Origin of the sequence: Enterobacter sp. Cy-643 (assembly GCF_011752815.1) — a bacterium.
Taxonomy (GTDB): domain Bacteria; phylum Pseudomonadota; class Gammaproteobacteria; order Enterobacterales; family Enterobacteriaceae; genus Cedecea.
Genome location: NZ_VWWV01000006.1, coordinates 77,519 through 93,063, shown reverse-complemented (window position 1 = coordinate 93,063; position 15,545 = coordinate 77,519). Strand labels below are relative to the sequence as shown.

Below are 15,545 nucleotides of genomic sequence, written 5' to 3'. Positions count from 1 at the left end.
GTTAACCTCTGCGCAAAAATGAAACTTTCACTCTGCATTAAAATGAAATAAATGTTTTATTTAAGGCGTCGTTATTCAGCCGCATGTGAAAGCCGGAAGACCCGGCTCATGACCCTACTGCATCACCACTTTCGGGAGCCGCCATGTTTAACATTGCTTTACTGGGCGCAGGCCGTATCGGCCAAATCCACGCCGCCAATATTGCCGCCCATCCCCATTCCACCCTTTGGTCCGTCGTCGACCCTAATGCAGAAAACGCCGCGCGCATTGCCGAAAAATACCAGGCGCGTCAGCAGAGCGTTGCCCAGGCGATGAATGACCCGGAGGTTCATGCCGTTCTGATTGCCTCGGCGACCGATACTCACGCCGACCTGATTGAGCTTGCCGCCAGACACGGCAAAGCGATTTTCTGCGAAAAGCCGGTACACCTGGATCTGGCCCGCGTGCGTGACTGCCTGAAAGTAGTGAAAGAACATAACGTGCCGCTGTTTATCGGCTTTAACCGCCGCTTTGATCCGCAGTTCCGCAAACTGAAAAACGAAGCGCTGCAGGGGCGGATAGGCACGCCGGAATCGCTGGTGATTATCTCCCGCGACCCGTCGCCGCCGCCCGCTGAATATGTGCGTGTCTCCGGCGGTATGTTCCGCGACATGACCATCCACGACTTTGATATGGCTCGCTTCATCATGGGCGAAGAGCCGGTGACCGTGTATGCCCAGGGCAGCAATCTGGTGGATCCGGCGATTGGCGAAGCGGGTGACATCGACACCGCTTTTATCGTCCTGAAATATGCCTCCGGCGCGCTGGCGACCATTGTTAACAGCCGCCGCTCGGCCTATGGCTACGACCAGCGTCTGGAACTGCACGGCGCTAAGGGACTGCTTACGGCAGGCAATATCCTGGAAAACCAGGTTCAATTCTTCGGCGACGGTGGGAATACCAGCGCGTTGCCAGAACACTTCTTCCTCCAGCGCTACAAAGATGCCTATGCCGCCGAATGGCAGCACTTTGTTGCCGTCCTGCGCGGCGAGGCCAAACCCGAGTGCAGCGGCGATGACGGTGAACGCGCCCTGTACCTGGCCGACAAGGCGCTGGAGTCACTGCGTAGCCAGCGCGAAGTTGCTTTGTAACCTCCGAAGACCCTACATATAGAAGAGAGATAACAATGAAAAAGCTGATCCTTGCCGCCCTCATCGCCCTGACCACGGCTCCGGCGCTGGCCGAAAACGAACAGATTGTGTTTAGCACCCCAAACCTTGCAATGCCGTTTGAAGTGCATATGCAGCGCACCGCCGTGCAGGCCGCCAAAGAGATGGGCGTCAAGCTGCAGGTTCTCGACAGCCAGGGCAGTTCTCCTAAGCAAGTCGCGGACCTGGAAAACGCCATTACTCGCGGCGCACAGGGATTTATCGTTTCGCCAAACGACGTTAACGCCGTGTCGAGCGCGGTAGGGGAAATTCAGGACGCTAAGCTGCCGGTGGTAACCCTGGATCGCTCGGTTGCCAGCGACAAGCCGGTACCGCACTTTGGTGCCAACAACTACAAAGGTGGCCAGGCCGTGGCGGACTTCGTGAAAACCAAATTCCCTGACGGCGCGGACATCGTGCTGCTGACCGGGCAGCCAGGCTCCTCTTCCAATATCGAACGTACCAAAGGGATCCGCGACGGCCTGAAAGCCGGAGGCGATAAATACAAGATCGTCGCCGATCAGACCGGAAACTGGATGCGTTCTGAAGGTATGCGCATCGTTGAAAGCGTTCTGCCGTCTCTGCCGAAAAAGCCTCAGGTGATCCTCTCCGCTAACGATGATATGGCGCTGGGTGCGATTGAAGCGCTGCAGGGCCAGGGCATGAAGCCGGGTGAGGTGCTGGTGACCGGTTTTGACGCCGTGCCGGAAGCGCTGGCCCGCGTGCGCGATGGCTGGCTGGCGGCAACCGCCGATCAGCGCCCTGGTTTTGCGGTGAAAACGGCGATGAGCCAGCTGGTGGCTAACATTCGCGAGAAGAAAGCGATTACCGGGGCAGATTACGCGCCGACGATGATCACTAAAGATAACCTCGATCAGGCAGAGCGTATCGGCGAAGCCGGCAAATAATATCCGTCATCCTTCAAGCTGCAGCAGTGTTGGCTGCCTTCCCGCACCCCGGTCACATAGTTAGCTATGCTCCCGGGGATGCCCTCAGTTGCCGCCGTGCTGCAGCTTGAAATCTCTAGGATATTCGCTGAAATGAGGAGCAGTCTGATGTCGCAACCTTTACTGAAAGTGACCGACCTGGCGAAGAGTTTCTCCGGCGTTTGGGCGTTAAGCAGCGCGCAGCTCAGCGTCGGGCAGGGGGAAATCCATGCCCTGCTGGGGGAAAACGGCGCGGGAAAATCCACGCTGCTGAAGGCGCTGGCCGGGGCGCAGCCGCAAACGCGCGGTGAGATCTGGTTTAACGGTGAAACGCTTTCGGCGGACGATTCGCCGGTGGTGCGCCAGAACAAGGGCATTATCACCATTTATCAAGAGTTTAACCTGCTGCCCAATATGACGGTGGCGGAAAACATGTTTCTTGGCCGCGAGCCGCGCCGCCGTAATCTGATTGTCGACAGCAAAGCGGTGAACCAGGAAGCGCAGGTCATTCTGGATTATTTGCAGCTCAACGTCGCGCCGACGACCGCCGTAGCTCGCCTGAGCGTTGCCCAGCAGCAAATGGTTGAGATTGCCAGGGCGCTGACGCTGAACGCCCGGCTGATCATTATGGATGAGCCTTCCGCTGCCCTGAGCGACAGCGAAGTCGAGAGCCTGCACCGCGTGGTGCGCGAGCTAAAAGGCCGCGGCGTCAGCATTATTTATGTCACCCATCGCCTGCATGAAGTCTTCCAGCTTTGTGACCGTTTCACCGTGTTCCAGGATGGCCGCTATACAGGCTCCGGCGACGTGGCGGGCACCAACGTGGAGCAAATCATCCGCCTGATGGTCGGGCGCGACGTGGTGTTTAACCGCCGCGATGCCAGCCTCACGCACCATGCAGACAAGCCCATTCGCCTGGCGGTGAAGGGTCTGAGCCGTGAAAAACCGCCGCTTGATCCCCACGGCATTGCGTTGAAAGACATCAGTTTTCACGTGCACGCCGGAGAAGTGTTGGGCATCGCCGGGCTGGTAGGTGCCGGGCGCACCGAGGTTGCCCGCTGCCTGTTTGGCGCAGACAAATTCACCACCGGCAGTTTCGAGCTGGACGGCAAACCTTACCGGCCACAAAACCCGATGCACGCGCTGGACCAGGGCATCGCGCTGGTGCCGGAAGATCGTAAAAAAGAAGGGGCGGTGCTGGGCCTGTCTATCCGCGACAACCTGTCACTGTCCAGCCTTTCGTCCCTGCTTACCTGGCGCTATTTCGTCAGCCCGCGCAAAGAAGATGCGCTGATTGAGTCCTACCGGCAGGCGCTGCAAATCAAAATGGTCAACGCCGAGCAGGAGGTGCGCAAGCTCTCCGGTGGGAACCAGCAAAAAGTGATCCTGGCGCGCTGTATGGCACTGAATCCACGGGTGTTGATCGTCGATGAGCCGACTCGCGGTATTGACGTAGGCACCAAATCGGAAGTGCATCAGGTGCTGTTTGATATGGCTAAGCGAGGCGTGGCGGTGATCGTGATCTCCTCCGATCTGCCGGAGATTCTCGCGGTGTCGGATCGGATAATCACCCTCAGCGAAGGGCGGGTGACCGGCGAGCTGCACGGCGATGAAGCCAACGAAGAACGGCTGATGACACTGATGGCCATCAACCATAGCGCCTTAAGCGCCGCATAACGGGGGAGCCCATGACGCAGATGATTACCAAAACCCAGACTACGGCAAAAAGCGCCTCGCGCTTCGATCCGATCGCTTTCTTCGAGCGTTTCGGGGTACTGATCTTTATGTTCCTGCTGCTGATCTTCTTCCAGTCGCAGAACAGCAATTTCCTGTCTGAACGCAATATTTTCAACATCCTGACCGAGGTTTCCATCTACGGGATCATCGCGGTGGGCATGACTTTTGTCATTCTCACGGCGGGTATCGATCTCTCGGTGGGCTCGATCCTCGCCGTGTGCGCCATGACCGCAGCCTACGTGATCAAGGGCGACAACTTTACCACCGTCGATCCCAACGCCTGGGGCGGCTTTAGCTGGCTGCTGGGGATGGGAATTTGTCTGGCGCTCGGCACGCTGATCGGCTTCCTGCACGGCCTGGGCGTCACTCGCCTACGCCTGCCACCATTTATTGTTACCCTGGGCGGGATGACCATCTGGCGCGGCCTGACGCTGGTGATCAACGACGGGGCGCCTATCGCCGGGTTTGATGCGGGTTATCGCTGGTGGGGCCGCGGCGAAATGCTCGGTATCTCCATTCCTATCTGGATCTTCGCCATTGTCTCCATTCTGGGCTATCTGGCGCTGCATAAAACTCGCTGGGGGCGCTTTGTGTATGCCATCGGCGGCAACCCGGAAGCGGCTCGCCTCGCCGGGGTTAACGTGAGGCGCGTGCTGGTTAGCGTGTATGTGGTAATTGGCTGCCTTGCCGGGCTGGCGGGTTTTGTGCTCAGCGCCAGGTTGGGCAGTGCTGAAGCCGTAGCGGGGATCTCCTTCGAGCTGCGCGTGATCGCCTCGGTGGTGATCGGTGGGACATCGCTGATGGGCGGCTACGGGCGGATCAGCGGCACGATCATCGGCGCCATCATCATGGGGATCCTGATTAATGGCCTGGTGCTGATGAACGTGTCGGCCTACTACCAGCAGATCATTACCGGGCTGATTATCGTGCTGGCGGTGGCGTTTGATACCTACGCTAAGAATCGCCGCGGCGCGCTGTAGGGATTACCCCTCACCCTAACTCTCTCCCCAAAGGGGAGAGGGGATAAGAGCGAAGATGACTTATGCCTCCAAAGGGGAAAATTTCAAAGTAGCCTCTGTTTTTCTCCCTCGCCCTTTCAGGGAGAGGGTCGGGGTGAGGGTACAAAAGCTGGTCACGACTTCAGGAACAACACATGAAAAAGGTCAGAATTGGTTTAATCGGTACCGGCTACATCGGCAAAGCCCACGCCATCGCCTACGCGCAGGCGCCGACGGTCTTTGACCTGCAGGGCGAACTGGTCCGCGAAATGGTCGCGGAAGTTACGCCGGAGCTGGCGGCGAAACGCGCTGCAGCATTTGGCTTTAATCGTTCCACCGGCGACTGGCGCGAACTGGTGGCGGACCCGAACATTGACGTGGTGGACATTTGCTCCCCAAACCACCTGCACAAAGAGATGGCGCTGGAGGCGATTCGCCACGGCAAGCACGTTTATTCAGAGAAACCGCTGGCGCTGAACGCCCGCGATGCCCGGCTAATGGTGGATGCCGCCGATCTGGCCGGTGTTAAAACGTTGGTGGGCTTCAACTACATGAAGAACCCGACGGCGCAGCTGGCAAAGCAGATCATTGCGCGCGGTGAGATCGGGGAAGTGATCCACTTCTACGGCACCCACAATGAAGACTATATGGCCGATCCGCTTTCGCCTATCCACTGGCACTGCTTCAAAGAAACCGCCGGGCTGGGCGCGCTGGGGGATCTGGCGGCGCATATCGTCAATATGGCGCAGTACCTGGTCGGCGATATCCGTGAGGTCTGCGGCGACCTGAAAATCGTGGTGCCGCAGCGCCCGGCTTCGGCCGGCAGCCGCGAGATGATCGCCGTGGAAAACGAAGATCAAGCCCACGCGATGGTGCGTTTTGAAGGTGGCGCTCAGGGCGTGATCGAAACATCACGCGTTGCCAGCGGCAGAAAAATGGGGCTGACCTGGACGATCACCGGCACGAAAGGCGCGCTGAGTTTTACTCAGGAACGCATGGCGGAGCTGAAACTTTATCTGCAAAGCGATCCCGAAGGCCGCCAGGGGTTCCGCACGCTGCTGGTTGGCCCGGCTCACCCGGATTACGGCTCGTTTTGCATGGGCGCGGGGCACGGCATCGGCTTTAACGATCAAAAAACGGTGGAAGTGCGCGATCTGATCGACGGCATTGCCGCGGACGCCCCGCTGTGGCCCGACTTCGAAGAGGGCTGGAAGGTGTCGCGCATTCTCGATGCTATCGCCCTGTCTCACCAGCAGGGGCGCTGGATCAACGTATCTGACATTGTCTGAGGACGAAGCATGAAAGAAAAGCAGTTGGATCTGATTTGCATGGGGCGGGTCGCGGTAGATCTCTACAGCCAGCAGATTGGTGCGCGGCTGGAAGATGCCAGCAGCTTCGCCCGTTACCTTGGCGGTTCGTCCGGCAATGTGGCCTATGGCACAGCCCGGCAAGGGCTGAAATCTTCCATGCTGGCGCGCGTTGGCGACGAGCACATGGGGCGCTTTCTGCGCGAAGAACTTAGCCAGGTTGGCTGCGACACCAGCCATTTAATCACCGATAAAGAGCGGCTGACCGCACTGGTGCTGCTGGGCATCAAAGATCGCGACACTTTCCCGCTGATTTTTTACCGCGACAACTGCGCGGATATGGCGATTACGGCGGATGATTTCAGTGAAGAGTACATTGCCTCCGCACGCTGTCTGGCGATTACCGGCACGCACCTCTCAAATCCGCGTACCCGCGAGGCGGTGCTGACCGCGCTGAGCTATGCCCGTCGGAACGATGTACGTACCGTGCTGGATATTGATTATCGCCCGGTGCTGTGGGGGCTGACGTCCCTTGGCGACGGCGAGACGCGCTTTGTTGAAGCCGGACAGGTCACAAATCAGCTGCAATCTGTCCTGCATCTTTTTGATGTGATTGTCGGCACCGAAGAAGAGTTCCACATTGCCGGTGGGTCAACCGACACGCTGGCGGCGCTGAAAAAAGTGCGTCAGAACAGCGAAGCAACGCTGGTTTGTAAGCGAGGCGCGCAAGGTTGCTCCGTGTTCCTTGGGCTGATCCCTGACTCGCTGGATGGCGGAATAAACGTCAGCGGCGTGCGCGTGGAAGTGCTTAACGTGCTGGGCGCGGGGGATGCGTTCATGTCCGGCCTGCTGCGTGGTTACCTCAATGACGAAGGCTGGGAGCAGGCCTGTCGTTATGCCAATGCCTGCGGCGCACTGGTGGTTTCACGCCACGGCTGCGCCCCGGCGATGCCGAGCAAAATCGAGCTGGATGATTACCTTTCGCGTGAACATCAGGTACCTCGCCCGGATCTCGACGCACGCCTGAATCACCTGCACCGCGTCACCACGCGTCGACGCCAGTGGCCGGAACTCTGCGTGATGGCGTTCGATCACCGCAGCCAGCTGGAGGAGATGGCGCTGAAAAGCGGCGCAGATTTACGCCGTATTCCGGTGTTGAAACAGCTGATTCTGCAAGCCAGTCGTGAAGCCGCTCAGCGTGCTGAACTGGAGGGTAAGGCCGGGCTGTTGTGCGACGGCACCTTCGGCCTGGACGCGCTAAATTCCATCACCGGTGAAGGCTGGTGGATTGGCCGCCCGATTGAGCTGCCGGGGTCGCGTCCGCTGGAAATGGAACATGGCAACATCGGCTCGCAGCTGATTAGCTGGCCGCAGGAGCACATCGTTAAGTGCCTGGTCTTTTTCCACCCGGAAGACGCCCACGCGCTGCGCCTGGAACAGGAACAGAAGATTGCTGAAGTGTACCGCGCCTGCTGCCAGTCGGGCCATGAGCTGCTGCTGGAAGTTATTCTGCCGGCGGATATGCCGCGCAGCGACGAGCTTTATCTCAGAGCCGTTTCCCGCTTCTACAACCTTGGTATCTACCCGGACTGGTGGAAGCTGCCGCCGCTGAGCAGCGCTGGCTGGGCGGCCATGAGCGAGCTGGTTGAAAAACGGGATCCTCACTGCCGCGGCGTGGTGATTCTCGGCCTGGATGCCCCGATAGAGGTGCTGCGTGAAGGCTTCAACGCTGCCGCTAATTACCCGATTGTGAAAGGCTTTGCGGTAGGGCGCACGCTGTTTGGCGAAGCCTCGCAGGCCTGGTTAAAACGCGATATCGACGATGCGCAGCTGGTGGCGCGCATTCGTGACAATTACCTGCGGCTGATCGCCCTGTGGCGCGAGCGCGGCCAGCATAAACAATAAGGAGAGCATTATGACCGTGCATTTAGGCATTAACCCGCTGACCTGGACCAATGACGATCTGCCTTCTTTGGGCGCCGACACGCCGCTGGAAACCTGTCTGAGCGAAGGGAAAGAGGCCGGGTTTGAAGGTTTTGAGCTGGGGAATAAGTTCCCGCGAGAGGCCGGCGTGCTGGGGCCGATTCTCGATAAGCATGATTTGAAGCTGGTCTCCGGCTGGTATTCCGGCCGCCTGCTTGAGCGCTCCGTTGAGCAGGAAATTGAGGCCGTGCAGCCGCATCTGACGCTGCTGCGCGAGCTGGGGGCGAAGGTGTTGGTGTTTGCCGAAGTCACCCACTGCATTCACGGGGAGCAGCAAACCCCGGTGCATTTACGGCCCCGTTTTCCGGCCGATCGCTGGCAGGAATACGGCGAAAAGCTTACCGCATTCGCCCGTTATACCCAGCAACAGGGCGTGCAAATTGCCTATCACCACCATATGGGAACGGTGATTGAGAGCGCGGATGACGTGAATAATTTGATGGTTCACACCGGGCCGGAAGTCGGGCTGCTGCTGGACACCGGGCACCTGACTTTCGCGGGGGCCGATCCGCTGGCGGTGGCCGAGCGCTGGATCTCGCGTATTAACCACGTGCATTGCAAAGACGTGCGCGCTGGCGTGCTGGCGGATGTGAAAAACCGCAAAACCAGCTTCCTGGATGCGGTCCTGAGCGGCGTGTTTACCGTGCCGGGCGATGGCTGCGTGAACTATCCGCCGATCATGGCGTTGCTGAAAAAACACGGCTATCAGGGCTGGCTGGTTGTTGAGGCCGAGCAGGATCCGGCGGTGGCGCACCCGATGACCTACGCACGTCTGGGCCACGCTAACCTGAGCCGTTTTGCTCGCGAAGCCGGGCTGATATAAGGAGGGAGCATGGCCGAATTACTTTCCCGCTGGCAGCAGCCGGACGCGCAGGGGCAGACGCAGTACGTCACGCCGGAAAACGCGGGCTGGGGCTACGTGGGATTTGCCGCTTATCAGCTTCAGGAAGGGCAGGTTCTGGAACTGCCCGCCGTGGAAGAAGAGCGCTGCCTGGTGCTGGTCGCAGGGCGTGCGACGGTGGACACGCCGCTCGCTCGCTTCCCTGAAATAGGCGACCGCATGAGCCCGTTTGAGCGCCGTAAACCCTGGGCTGTGTACGTGACGTCCGGCGAGGCGGTCAAGGTTCAGGCGCTCACCGCGCTCGAACTGGCCGTTTGCGCCGCGCCGGGTAAGGGGACTTATGCCACGCGGTTGATTGCCCCGCAGGATATTGATGCCGAGGCGCGCGGCAAAGGCCACAACCAGCGCTATGTCCACAATATTCTGCCGGAGGATAAGCCCGCCGACAGCCTGCTGGTGGTGGAGGTGTACACCAATGAAGGCTGCACCAGCTCGTACCCGAGCCACAAGCACGATACCGATAATCCGCCCAATGAGACCTATCTCGAAGAGACCTATTATCACCGGCTCAACCCGCCGCAGGGGTTCTGTTTGCAGCGCGTTTACACCGACGACCGCGCGCTCGATGAGTGCATGGCGGTGTACGACAAAGACGTAGTGAAAGTGCCGAAAGGCTACCACCCGGTGGCGACGATGGCCGGGTACGACAGCTATTACCTGAACGTGATGGCGGGGCCGGTACGGAAATGGATGTTTACCTGGGAGAAGGATCACGCCTGGGTTAACGGCAGCGAGTACGGCGCTCAGCAGAAGTAACGAATAAACCGACCAACAAAGGCTGCCCAATGAGGCGGCCTTTTTCTTTGGGCAAAACGCACTTTGTTTAAGCGAAGCGCTACTGCACATAATGCCGGGCAGAGGTGTATGATGACTTCTCTGTCAGGTTAATTTTAACGTGCAGACGACAATCCGCGTGACCTTTGCCGCCTGCCTGATTTAGGTTGGACACATGCATACAGGAACACCAGACAACGATTCGCCCTTCGGTACACTTCTGGGCTATGCCCCGGGTGGCGTAGCGATTTACTCCTCTAATTACGGCAGCCTCGACCCGAAAAATTATCCCGAAGACGCTGAGTTCCGCAGCTACATCGGCAACGAATACATGGGCCACAAATGGCAGTGCGTAGAGTTTGCGCGCCGCTTCCTCTTCTTAAACTACGGCTTTGTCTTTACCGACGTTCATATGGCGTGGGAAATCTTCTCGCTGCGCTTTTTACGCCAGGTGGTGAACGACAATATCTTGCCGCTTCAGGCCTTTGCGAATGGCTCAAAACGGGCGCCGGAAGCCGGCGCGCTGCTTATCTGGCAGAAGGGCGGTGAGTTTCATGAAACCGGCCATGTTGCGGTGATCACTCAGCTTATCGGCAATAAAGTACGCGTTGCCGAGCAGAATGTGATTCATGCACCGTTACCGGCCGGGCAGCAGTGGACGCGCGAGCTAACTCTGGTTGAGCACGAGGGTCGCTACACGCTGCAGGATACGTTTGCCGACACGTCGATTCTTGGCTGGATGATTCAGACCGAGGAGACGACCCACAGCGAGCCACAGCCAGACATCGGCGGTGAAGCGCTAAAAATTGGCGGGGCCCGCCTGGCCAATAAGCGCCAGTTTGACGGCAAATGGCTGAATGAAAAAGATGAGCTCCAGCAGGCCTATATACGGGCTAATGGCCACTTTATTAATAAAGATCCCTGCCAGTATTTCACCATTACGGAAAGTGCCGAGCAGGAGCTGATCAAGGCCACCAATGAGCTGCACCTGATGTACCTGCACGCCACGGATAAAGTGCTGAAAGACGACAATCTGCTGGCGCTTTTTGATATCCCCAAAATTCTCTGGCCGCGTCTGAGGCTTTCCTGGCAGTGGCGCCGCCATCAGATGGTCAGCGGCCGCATGGATTTTTGCATGGATGAGCGTGGGCTGAAGGTGTACGAATACAACGCCGATTCTGCCTCCTGCCACACCGAGAGCGGGCTGATCCTTGAGGAGTGGGTTAAGACGGGATACCGTGGCACCGGACATAATCCGGCGGAAGGGTTATTGGGGGAACTTACCGGAGCCTGGAAGCACAGCAGCGCCCGGCCGTTTGTCCACATCATGCAGGACAATGACGCTGAGGAGGATTACCACGCACTGTTTATGCAGCGCTCACTGATGCAGGCCGGGTTTGACACCAAAATATTGCACGGGCTGGGCGAGTTAAGCTGGGATAGTGCAGGGCAGCTTATTGATAATGAGGGGCGGGCGGTAAACTGCGTCTGGAAAACCTGGGCATGGGAAACGGCGATTGAGCAAATTCGTGAGGTTAGCGAAACCGAATATGCCGCAGTGCCAATCCGCACCGGCCATCCGCAGGGAGAAGTACGCCTGATTGACGTCTTACTTCGCCCGGAAGTGCTGGTGTTTGAGCCGCTGTGGACGGTGATCCCCGGCAATAAAGCCATTCTGCCGGTGCTCTGGCAGCTCTTCCCGAACCATCGTTACCTGCTGGATACGGATTTTGAGGTGAACGACCTGCTGGCAAAAACCGGTTATGCGGTGAAGCCGATTGCCGGGCGCTGCGGCAGCAATATCGATCTGATAAGCCACCACGATGAACTGCTGGATAAAACCAGCGGCAAGTTTGTTGACCGCAAGAACATCTATCAGCAGCTGTGGTGCCTGCCGAAGGTGGATGGCAAATACATCCAGGTCTGCACCTTTACCGTGGGCGGCAGCTACGGCGGCACTTGCCTGCGTGGGGATGATTCGCTGGTGATTAAAAAAGAGAGCGATATCGAGCCGCTGATTGTGGTGAAAGACAGTTAGCGGTTTAGCGGCCTAAGGATGAGTAGATGGCCCGGATGCTGTTTCGTTCCGGGCAAATCGTCTGCTTATACCACGGTAGTTCATCTATTCTGTTTCGGCATAGCCTGCGCTATTTCTTATTTCTATCGTGGTTATCCATTTTATTAATCTACGATTATTTTAATCAAATTAACGCCAGGCTGTAGATGGGGCTTCTTTGATTTTTTGTTGATGTGCTTTTTGTTCCCATTTTAAATGTAGGTAATTCAATTAATTACGGTTTTTTCTTAATGATTTTAAATTTTTATTGTTTGGGGTTGAGGCTGGATATAACATAATTGCACTGCGGTATTGATGGCATTTATATAAATTATGTGAATCATAATTTATATAAATGTTTTATCCTGAGTAGAGTGGTTTTCCTGGTGGAGGATATTACCAGGCTGGCGCGCTAAGATATCCTGGGTGGATTGAACGAAATGCAGGGATTTTGCTGTCGTAGTCATGTTGAGACAGCAGTAAAAGGGAGTTTTTGTGAGAAAAGATAAAAAAATCATTCTTGATGAAAATGTTCTTAATGCTTCTAAAAAGAGAATTGATTGGGTATTCGATACCTTTGATCAGATCTGCGTCTCTTTTTCCGGTGGAAAGGATTCCAGCGTGCTTTTTCACCTTGTGGCTGAAATCGCTCGCCGCCGGGAGCGCCAGTTTGACGTGCTATTTATCGACTGGGAGGTTCAGTTTCAGTATACCATCGACCATGTATCGCGGCTCAGGCAGCAATATGACGATATCGTTGGGCATTTTTACTGGGTCGCTTTGCCGCTAACCACGGTGAACGGGGTTTCACAGGCTCAGCCGGAATGGATTTGCTGGGAGGAGGGCGTGGAATGGGTTCGCCAGCCGCCGGAAGACGCCATTACCGATCCAAACTTCTTCCCCTTCTATCGCTATGGCATGACCTTTGAAGAGTTTATGCCTGCGTTCTCGCGCTGGCTTTCCGGCGATAAAGGTCTGGCCACGTTAACCGGCATCCGGGCCGACGAATCCCTCAACCGTTTTTTAGCGCTGGCTTCACAAAGAAAAACGCGCTATGCCGATGATAAGCCCTGGACTACGGCCAGCCGGGAGGGGAATTTTTGTGTCGCTTATCCTTTGTACGACTGGAAGGTACAGGATATCTGGATTTTTAACGGCAAATACAAAGCTGCCGGGAATCCGCTTTATGACCTGATGTATCGCGCCGGTGTCCCTATGAAAGCGATGAGGGTGTGTGAACCTTTTGGCCCGGAGGCGCGCCGTGGGCTTTGGCTCTACCATATTCTGGAGCCGGAAACCTGGTCTCGGGTATGCATGCGCGTGGCTGGCGCCAACAGCGGCGCTATTTATGCGCATCAGAGCGGTTCTTTCTATGCCCGCAATACTAGCATCACAAAACCGAGCCATTTAACCTGGCAAGAGTACGCCATGTTTTTACTGGCATCGATGCCGGAAAAAACAGCGGAGCATTACAAGAATAAAATTGCCATTTATTTAAAATGGTATAGAGAACGAGAGTTTCCAGAAAATATTCCTGATGAGCAGGATAAAGATTCAGGATCGAAGGATATACCGTCGTGGCGAAGGATATGTAAGACGATATTGAAGAATGACTTTTGGTGCCGGTCGCTCTCCTTTAGCCCTAATAAGCCACAGCACTACAACCGCTACCTCGAACGGATACAAAAGAAAAGGCAAATGTGGGGGATTTTCTGATGCTTAATGCACTATTAGAACAACTGAATAATTATCTTTCTTCCGTCGAGTCGGATGAATCAAAAGTGGCCGCAATAAATGAAGTCAAAAAAATTATGCATCAGCACAGCCCTTTTAAAAAAGAGCCGGTTGATTGTGTCCTTTGGGTGCGTGAGGGAGAGGTTATGGCCAATGATTATAATCCTAACGTTATGGCGCCCGTTGAGCGCAGCTTGTTACAGCTTTCAATCGAGACAGATGGTTTCACTCAGCCGATTGTGGTGACACCGCTGAAAGATAAGTTTCAGGTTGTGGATGGGTTTCACCGGCATCTGGTGGGAAAAACATCGCCAGTGGCAAAAAAGAGAATTAACGGTTTTCTTCCGATTGCGGTGGTTAACCTGGAATCCAGCGGCGAAGCCGAATGTATCGCCGTGACGGTCCGCCATAACAGGGCACGCGGAAAACATCAGGTAACGGCGATGTCCGATGTTGTTCGCGACCTTTCCCGATTAGGTTGGGATGATATAAAAATCGGCACTGAATTGGGAATGGATGCTGACGAAGTGCTGCGGTTAAAGCAGATTAGCGGGCTGTCTGAGCTTTTCAGCGGCGAACAGTTTAGTGATGCCTGGACGATAAAATAGGGTCGTAAAGTCTGGTATTCGTTGCTGCGGGAGTGCTTTATATAACTTATGGAGTTTATGGGAATGAAATTTCTGAATGGATGTTATGGACGGAAACGTATAAATAAAAATACAATATCATCTCCAGTTGATTTATTTTATAACGATCCAGTGCGTTATATTAATCTTATGCCGGGTAGATTGGAAAGGGAATTGGTAGCCATCGACAGGCTTAACCCAAAAATTGCAGAAATAAAAAGTCTGGTGCAGCTAAAAGCATTTTTAAATATATTCAATATAAGCTGGGTGAGCGATGATATAGATGTGCCAGAGTATGACCTGAAATTCATTGTCACCAAGCAGAGAACTCTTTTACTTGGTGAGTGTCTTAGAGTTGGTTCGTATTATGTCACTCATGCCGCAATATTTAATGTGCTTGGTTATAACAATTCTGAAGAGATCATTGCAGCCGGAAAAATAGTCGCTGCGTCTGATTTTCGAGGCATTTTTAAAATCTTCGCAACCAATGAATCAGGGCACTTTAAACCTGGTGATGAATCTGTAAGGCATCTTGATGCTTTAATTAAGCGTTGGGGAGGATATGGTGCTTATGATGATTAATCCGAATGGGGTTCACGGTAGAATTTCCGCAACAGGCTTTATGGACGAGAAGTTGAAAATGTAACATTTGACGATTTTGAAGCGGATCTGAGTGAAAGCCATTCACCTATTTCAGAAAGCAAAAAACCAGCCCGTAGGCTGGTTCTTCTGAATTTGGTGCCCGGACTCGGACAAAAACGTCGGGAACGTTTTTGAACAGCACTTGTGCTGGCCCCGAAGGGGGGAGCCTCAGGGATGAGGCGAATAATCGAACTTGTTCGATGGAGAGTCCGTATCGCCAAAAGCAAAAAACCCGCCATAGGCGGGTTCTTCTAAATAGTGGTGCCCGGACTCGGACAAAAACGTCGGGAACGTTTTTGAACAGCACTTGTGCTGGCCCCGCAGGGGTGAGCCTCAGGGATGAGGCGAATAATCGAACTTGTTCGATGCAGAGTCCGTATCGCCAAAAGCAAAAAACCCGCCATAGGCGGGTTCTTCTAAATAGTGGTGCCCGGACTCGGAATCGAACCAAGGACACGGGGATTTTCAATCCCCTGCTCTACCGACTGAGCTATCCGGGCAACGGGGCGCATTAAACCGTAAACCCCATTCCGCGTCAATGGCTTTGTTGCACAGTGCGGTGCGTTTGCATGATTTATGTGCGGGCTGTTACAGACTTCATGTTGAACCCCCTGGCAGAAGGTGCCATGATTGCGCCAGTTTTCTTATCTACTACGGGGCGCCTTGATGTTCAC

Annotated in this window: 12 protein-coding genes and 1 tRNA gene; 12 read left to right on the top strand and 1 reads right to left on the bottom strand. The window is 55.5% G+C overall.

Translation table 11 applies throughout. The features are described 5' to 3' along the window. Positions 1–143: 143 nt before the first annotated feature. The 12 genes from iolG to F3J29_RS19155 all read left to right on the top strand — a co-directional run bounded on the left by iolG (position 144) and on the right by F3J29_RS19155 (position 14,811). Positions 144–1,130 (top strand): inositol 2-dehydrogenase, encoded by a 987-nt coding sequence (gene iolG, locus F3J29_RS19210; RefSeq protein WP_166868509.1) that lies wholly within the window; start codon positions 144–146, stop codon positions 1,128–1,130. Between the two features lie 35 nt (positions 1,131–1,165). Next, positions 1,166–2,095 carry a sugar ABC transporter substrate-binding protein gene (locus tag F3J29_RS19205; protein ID WP_166868507.1) on the top strand — a complete coding sequence of 310 codons (930 nt, stop codon included), beginning with the start codon at positions 1,166–1,168 and terminating at the stop codon, positions 2,093–2,095. 147 nt (positions 2,096–2,242) lie between these two features. Then, positions 2,243–3,790, top strand: a complete 1,548-nt coding sequence (locus tag F3J29_RS19200) for a sugar ABC transporter ATP-binding protein (RefSeq protein ID WP_166868506.1) — start codon at positions 2,243–2,245, stop codon at positions 3,788–3,790. Positions 3,791–3,801: 11 nt separating this feature from the next. Then, a complete protein-coding gene (locus tag F3J29_RS19195) occupies positions 3,802–4,830 on the top strand; it encodes an ABC transporter permease (RefSeq protein ID WP_166868504.1) in 1,029 nt (342 codons plus the stop codon). 173 nt (positions 4,831–5,003) lie between these two features. Further along, on the top strand, positions 5,004–6,137 hold the full coding sequence (locus F3J29_RS19190) for a Gfo/Idh/MocA family protein (protein ID WP_166868502.1): 1,134 nt from the start codon (positions 5,004–5,006) through the stop codon (positions 6,135–6,137). Between the two features lie 9 nt (positions 6,138–6,146). Beyond that, entirely contained in the window at positions 6,147–8,060 is a 1,914-nt protein-coding gene (locus tag F3J29_RS19185) for a bifunctional 5-dehydro-2-deoxygluconokinase/5-dehydro-2-deoxyphosphogluconate aldolase (RefSeq protein ID WP_166868499.1), read from the top strand. A 10-nt stretch (positions 8,061–8,070) separates the two neighbouring features. Then, positions 8,071–8,961, top strand: a complete 891-nt coding sequence (iolE, locus tag F3J29_RS19180) for a myo-inosose-2 dehydratase (protein WP_166868497.1) — start codon at positions 8,071–8,073, stop codon at positions 8,959–8,961. Between the two features lie 9 nt (positions 8,962–8,970). Further along, entirely contained in the window at positions 8,971–9,795 is an 825-nt protein-coding gene (gene iolB / locus F3J29_RS19175; protein WP_166868495.1) for a 5-deoxy-glucuronate isomerase, read from the top strand. A 193-nt stretch (positions 9,796–9,988) separates the two neighbouring features. Beyond that, positions 9,989–11,851 carry a bifunctional glutathionylspermidine amidase/synthase gene (gene gss, locus F3J29_RS19170; RefSeq protein WP_166868493.1) on the top strand — a complete coding sequence of 621 codons (1,863 nt, stop codon included), beginning with the start codon at positions 9,989–9,991 and terminating at the stop codon, positions 11,849–11,851. 513 nt (positions 11,852–12,364) lie between these two features. After that, positions 12,365–13,585, top strand: a complete 1,221-nt coding sequence (locus F3J29_RS19165; protein ID WP_166868491.1) for a phosphoadenosine phosphosulfate reductase — start codon at positions 12,365–12,367, stop codon at positions 13,583–13,585. Continuing rightward, complete coding sequence (locus F3J29_RS19160; RefSeq protein ID WP_166868489.1) at positions 13,585–14,211, top strand: ParB N-terminal domain-containing protein; 627 nt, start codon at positions 13,585–13,587, stop codon at positions 14,209–14,211. The genes F3J29_RS19165 and F3J29_RS19160 overlap by 1 nt, the downstream gene beginning before the upstream one ends. 63 nt (positions 14,212–14,274) lie before the next feature. Beyond that, entirely contained in the window at positions 14,275–14,811 is a 537-nt protein-coding gene (locus F3J29_RS19155; protein WP_166868486.1) for a hypothetical protein, read from the top strand. Between the two features lie 484 nt (positions 14,812–15,295). Here F3J29_RS19155 and F3J29_RS19150 read toward each other — a convergent pair. After that, positions 15,296–15,371: transfer RNA gene (locus F3J29_RS19150), tRNA-Phe, on the bottom strand. Positions 15,372–15,545 lie beyond the last annotated feature (174 nt).

Bases quoted from the DNA above. Each gene is read 5' to 3' on its own strand.
- iolG (WP_166868509.1), top strand. From the start codon at position 144: ATGTTTAACATTGCTTTACTGGGCGCAGGCCGTATCGGCCAAATCCAC.
- F3J29_RS19205 (WP_166868507.1), top strand. From the start codon at position 1,166: ATGAAAAAGCTGATCCTTGCCGCCCTCATCGCCCTGACCACGGCTCCG.
- F3J29_RS19200 (WP_166868506.1), top strand. From the start codon at position 2,243: ATGTCGCAACCTTTACTGAAAGTGACCGACCTGGCGAAGAGTTTCTCC.
- F3J29_RS19195 (WP_166868504.1), top strand. From the start codon at position 3,802: ATGACGCAGATGATTACCAAAACCCAGACTACGGCAAAAAGCGCCTCG.
- F3J29_RS19190 (WP_166868502.1), top strand. From the start codon at position 5,004: ATGAAAAAGGTCAGAATTGGTTTAATCGGTACCGGCTACATCGGCAAA.
- F3J29_RS19185 (WP_166868499.1), top strand. From the start codon at position 6,147: ATGAAAGAAAAGCAGTTGGATCTGATTTGCATGGGGCGGGTCGCGGTA.
- iolE (WP_166868497.1), top strand. From the start codon at position 8,071: ATGACCGTGCATTTAGGCATTAACCCGCTGACCTGGACCAATGACGAT.
- iolB (WP_166868495.1), top strand. From the start codon at position 8,971: ATGGCCGAATTACTTTCCCGCTGGCAGCAGCCGGACGCGCAGGGGCAG.
- gss (WP_166868493.1), top strand. From the start codon at position 9,989: ATGCATACAGGAACACCAGACAACGATTCGCCCTTCGGTACACTTCTG.
- F3J29_RS19160 (WP_166868489.1), top strand. From the start codon at position 13,585: ATGCTTAATGCACTATTAGAACAACTGAATAATTATCTTTCTTCCGTC.
- F3J29_RS19155 (WP_166868486.1), top strand. From the start codon at position 14,275: ATGAAATTTCTGAATGGATGTTATGGACGGAAACGTATAAATAAAAAT.